This is a genomic window from Streptomyces sp. SBT349, from assembly GCF_001083795.1.
Lineage (GTDB): Bacteria > Actinomycetota > Actinomycetes > Streptomycetales > Streptomycetaceae > Streptomyces.
In genome coordinates this window covers 1-3,362 of sequence record NZ_LAVK01000537.1, presented here as the reverse complement: position 1 = coordinate 3,362, position 3,362 = coordinate 1, and the positions used below count along the sequence as shown (strand labels likewise).

The 3,362-nt window shown below is 76.5% G+C and carries 3 protein-coding genes and 1 pseudogene; all 4 read left to right on the top strand.

Features of this window, described 5'->3' with window-relative positions; genetic code table 11:
- A pseudogene (locus ADY01_RS34230) lies at nucleotides 1-539 on the top strand (hypothetical protein); the annotation flags it as partial.
- Between the two features lie 48 nt (nucleotides 540-587).
- Complete coding sequence (locus ADY01_RS39555; protein WP_049580673.1) at nucleotides 588-1,730, top strand: hypothetical protein; 1,143 nt, start codon at nucleotides 588-590, stop codon at nucleotides 1,728-1,730.
- Between the two features lie 339 nt (nucleotides 1,731-2,069).
- Entirely contained in the window at nucleotides 2,070-2,309 is a 240-nt protein-coding gene (locus ADY01_RS39550) for a hypothetical protein (protein WP_159001612.1), read from the top strand.
- On the top strand, nucleotides 2,297-3,362 hold a 1,066-nt coding region (locus ADY01_RS34220; RefSeq protein WP_159001610.1), incomplete at its 3' end, for a serine/threonine-protein kinase. The genes ADY01_RS39550 and ADY01_RS34220, both read left to right, overlap by 13 nt.

Here is a 3,362-nt window from a genome sequence, read left to right as displayed (position 1 = left end):
CCTCCGGCCCGGCCACCACGCCCCCGGCCCCGGACCGGCCCGAGCCGTCGCCCGACGACGCCCCGCGCTCCGTCTCCGCGGAGGAGATGGTCGCCACGCTGCGCTCGCTGCTCCCGGCGGGCACCGAACTGTCCGTGGACCAGGCGTCGGGCGACGACGTGGTGCTCGCGGTGATGGAGGACGCGGCGGGGGACGCGTTGATCTCGGTCGAGCTCCGGTTCTTCCCCGAGTTCGGGATCGAGCCGGACGACGACTTCTTCACCTGCGCCGCGCGGCGCGAGGTCGAGGGCGGCACGTGCGAGGAGCTCACACTCGCCGGCGGGATCAGGGGCGTCGCCGAGGAGGCCCCCGACGAGCACGCCGCGCCGGGCTCCGGGGTCGTCTCGCGCAGCGTGGACCTGTACCGGCCCGGGGGCGTGCGCGTCGTGGCCAGCGTCTGGAACGCGGCCGAGGACTCCGGGCCCGCGACCCGCGGAGAACCGCCGCTGACGTTCGCCGAGCTCCGCGGGATCGCCGCCGATCCCGGCTGGGTCCCCTGACCCACCGTTTCCGATCCCCCTGCCCAACTCCGAGGAGAAACACCCGACATGGACACCACCCGCACCCTCCGCGTCAGCCGCGTCACTCGTGTCACCGGCGTCGGCCGCGCCGGACCGCGCCGCGCCGCGCTGGCCCTCGCGACCGGCGTGCTCGCCCTGGCGGTCGGCACCGCCCCCGCGGTGGCGGCCCCGCGGTGGACGGCGCTTCCGCCCGAGGCGCCGGACAGCGTGCTGTACGACGTGTCGAGCGCCGACGGCGCCACCTGGGCCGTCGGCATGAGCTATGGCAAGGAATCCCTGTTCGCGCCGTACGCGGTGCGCTGGGACGGCACGAGCTGGGTCACCCCGCCCCAGCCGCTGGCCGCCGCCCGCCTCGACGGCGTGGCGGTGCGCGCCGCCGACGACGTGTGGGCGGTCGGGGCCGATGACGTGCCCGAGGATGAGAATGGCGCGCTCATCCAGCACTGGGACGGAACGGCCTGGGAGGTCGTCGACCTGGGCATGTCGCTGGGCGCCTCGTCCCGGCTGAACGCGATCGACGTGACGCCCGGCGGTGATCTGTGGGCGATCGGCGTCCGGGTGGAGGCCGGGGTGGAGCAGCCCTTGGCGCTGACCCTGCGCGCGGGCCAGGACCAGTGGGAGGAGGTGGACATGACCGGGGCCGGGGATGTCGGCTTCGCGAGCGACGTGCTGGCGCTGGCGCCCGACGACGTGTACGTCTTCGGCGCGGGCGTCGCCCACTTCGACGGCTCCGGCTGGAAGCAGCAGCAACTCCCCGGGTCGGTCAGCGGGGTTCTGCTGGACGGCGCGACGGCACGCGCCCGGGACGACGTCTGGGCCGTCGGCCACGCGTGGGACGAGACCCTCGGCCGCCACCCGGTGGCGCTCCACTTCGACGGCGCCGCCTGGGAGGCCGTTCCGGTCCTGAGGGAGCCGGGTCAGCTCTTCGACATCGCCTTCGACGCCACGGGGACGCCGGTCGCGGTGGGCGAGACGCGCGACCCGCAGGTGGAGCCCGAGGGCAACTACGTCCTCACCCTCGCCGCGAACGGCGCCTTCGAGCACGTGGAGCACGTGGCCGGCGGCGGCACCCTCTTCGACGTCGAACGGGACGGGGAGGGCCGCCTGTGGGCGGTGGGCAGCACGTCGGCGTGGGACGACATGACGCCCTTCGCCGCCCGCAGGCAGTAGGCGGCAGGCCACGCCCACGACGGCGGCCGCGGCCAGGACCGCGGTCGCCGGAACGGGCCGACGCGGGTGGCCGGTTGAGGGCGACTCGGCCAACCGCCGTTCACCCGCGAGGCGGTCGGCGTACCCTTCCCGGCCGCGGACGCGGCGGCATGACGGACGACGGCGACCGGGCGGTCAACGGGCTGTGGTGGCAGGCCATCGGCGCGTGCGTCGCGCTCGTGGCGGGTACGGGCGTGATGCTGGCGTGGGTCACCGTGCCCGCGGCGCTCGTTCCGGCGCTCGCCGGGTTTCGCGCTGCCGCTCCCGCGCCGCCGGTGGGCGCACCTGCTGGCCGCCGTCGTGCTCGCAGGCACGGCTGCCGTGGTGGTGCTCCGGGCATGGTTCGCCCCCGAGCCCGAGGCGCTGGACGACCGGCTGCTCGGCGCCGGACCGCCGCAGGCGGGCGACTTCGCGGCGGACGTCCCCCGGGCGCCCGATGACGCGGCGGCGCGACGATATCTCACGCCGCGGGCGGGGAACGAGGACCGCCGGGGGACTCGGGCGCGTGCCTCTGCCAGAGTGGTGGCGTGGAGTCACTGAGAGGCCAGGATCCGGAGCGACTGGGCGAGTTCACCCTGCTGGCCCGGCTGGGCAGCGGCGGCATGGGGCGGGTGTACCTGGGGCGGTCACCGGGTGGGGCGCAGGTGGCGATCAAGGTGATCCGCGAGGACATCGCGGAGGACCCGAGCGTCCTGGCCCGGTTCCGGCGCGAGGTGGCGACGGTGCGCTCGGTGCGCGGCCCGTACACCGCGCGGCTGGTCGGCGCCTCGCTGGACGCGCCGCCGTACTGGCTGGCGACGGAGTTCGTGCCGGGCCCGACGCTGCTCGCGGCGACCCGCGGCAGACCCCTCGAACCCGCCCTGTGCACGGGCCTGTTCGCGGCGCTCGCGGAGGCGCTGGCGGCGGTGCACGGGTACGGGGTGGTGCACCGGGACGTGAAGCCGCACAACGTCATCCTGGCCCCGGGCGGCCCCCAGTTGATCGACTTCGGTATCGCCAGGGCCGCGGAGCACACGCGGCTCACCCGCACCGGCCAGACGCCGGGCACCGTCGGCTACACCGCCCCCGAGGTGCTGATGGGCGACGAGGCGGGCCCGGCCGCTGACGTGTTCGGGCTCGGCGCGACGATCGCCGCCGCCGCGACCGGCCGCGCGCCCTACGGCGACGGGGCGTGGCCGGCGGTCAGCTACCGCGTCGTGCACGGCGAGATCGACGTCGACGGGGTGGAGCCCGGCCTCGCCGACCTGATACGGCGGTGCGTCGACCGGGAACCGGCGCGGCGGCCCGCCCCCTCGGAGGTCGTCCGGCGCTGCGGTCTCACCTACGCGCTGGCGGACTTCCCGCCGTACCGGCTGCTGGCCGGGGCGGCACCGGCGCCCGCGTTCCCGGCCCCGCGACCGCGCCGGGCTCCGCTGGTGACCGCGGCCCTGGCGGTCGCGGGGGTCGCGGTGGCGACGGTGGTGTGGCTGCTGCCCGAGGACGGTGGCGACGGGACGGCGGGCGGCGGGCCCACCGTGTCCGAGTCCGTGTCCGAGTCCGGGCCGGGGGAGGAGGAGCAGGGGACCGGCGGCAACGGCGGGGACAGCGGGGACG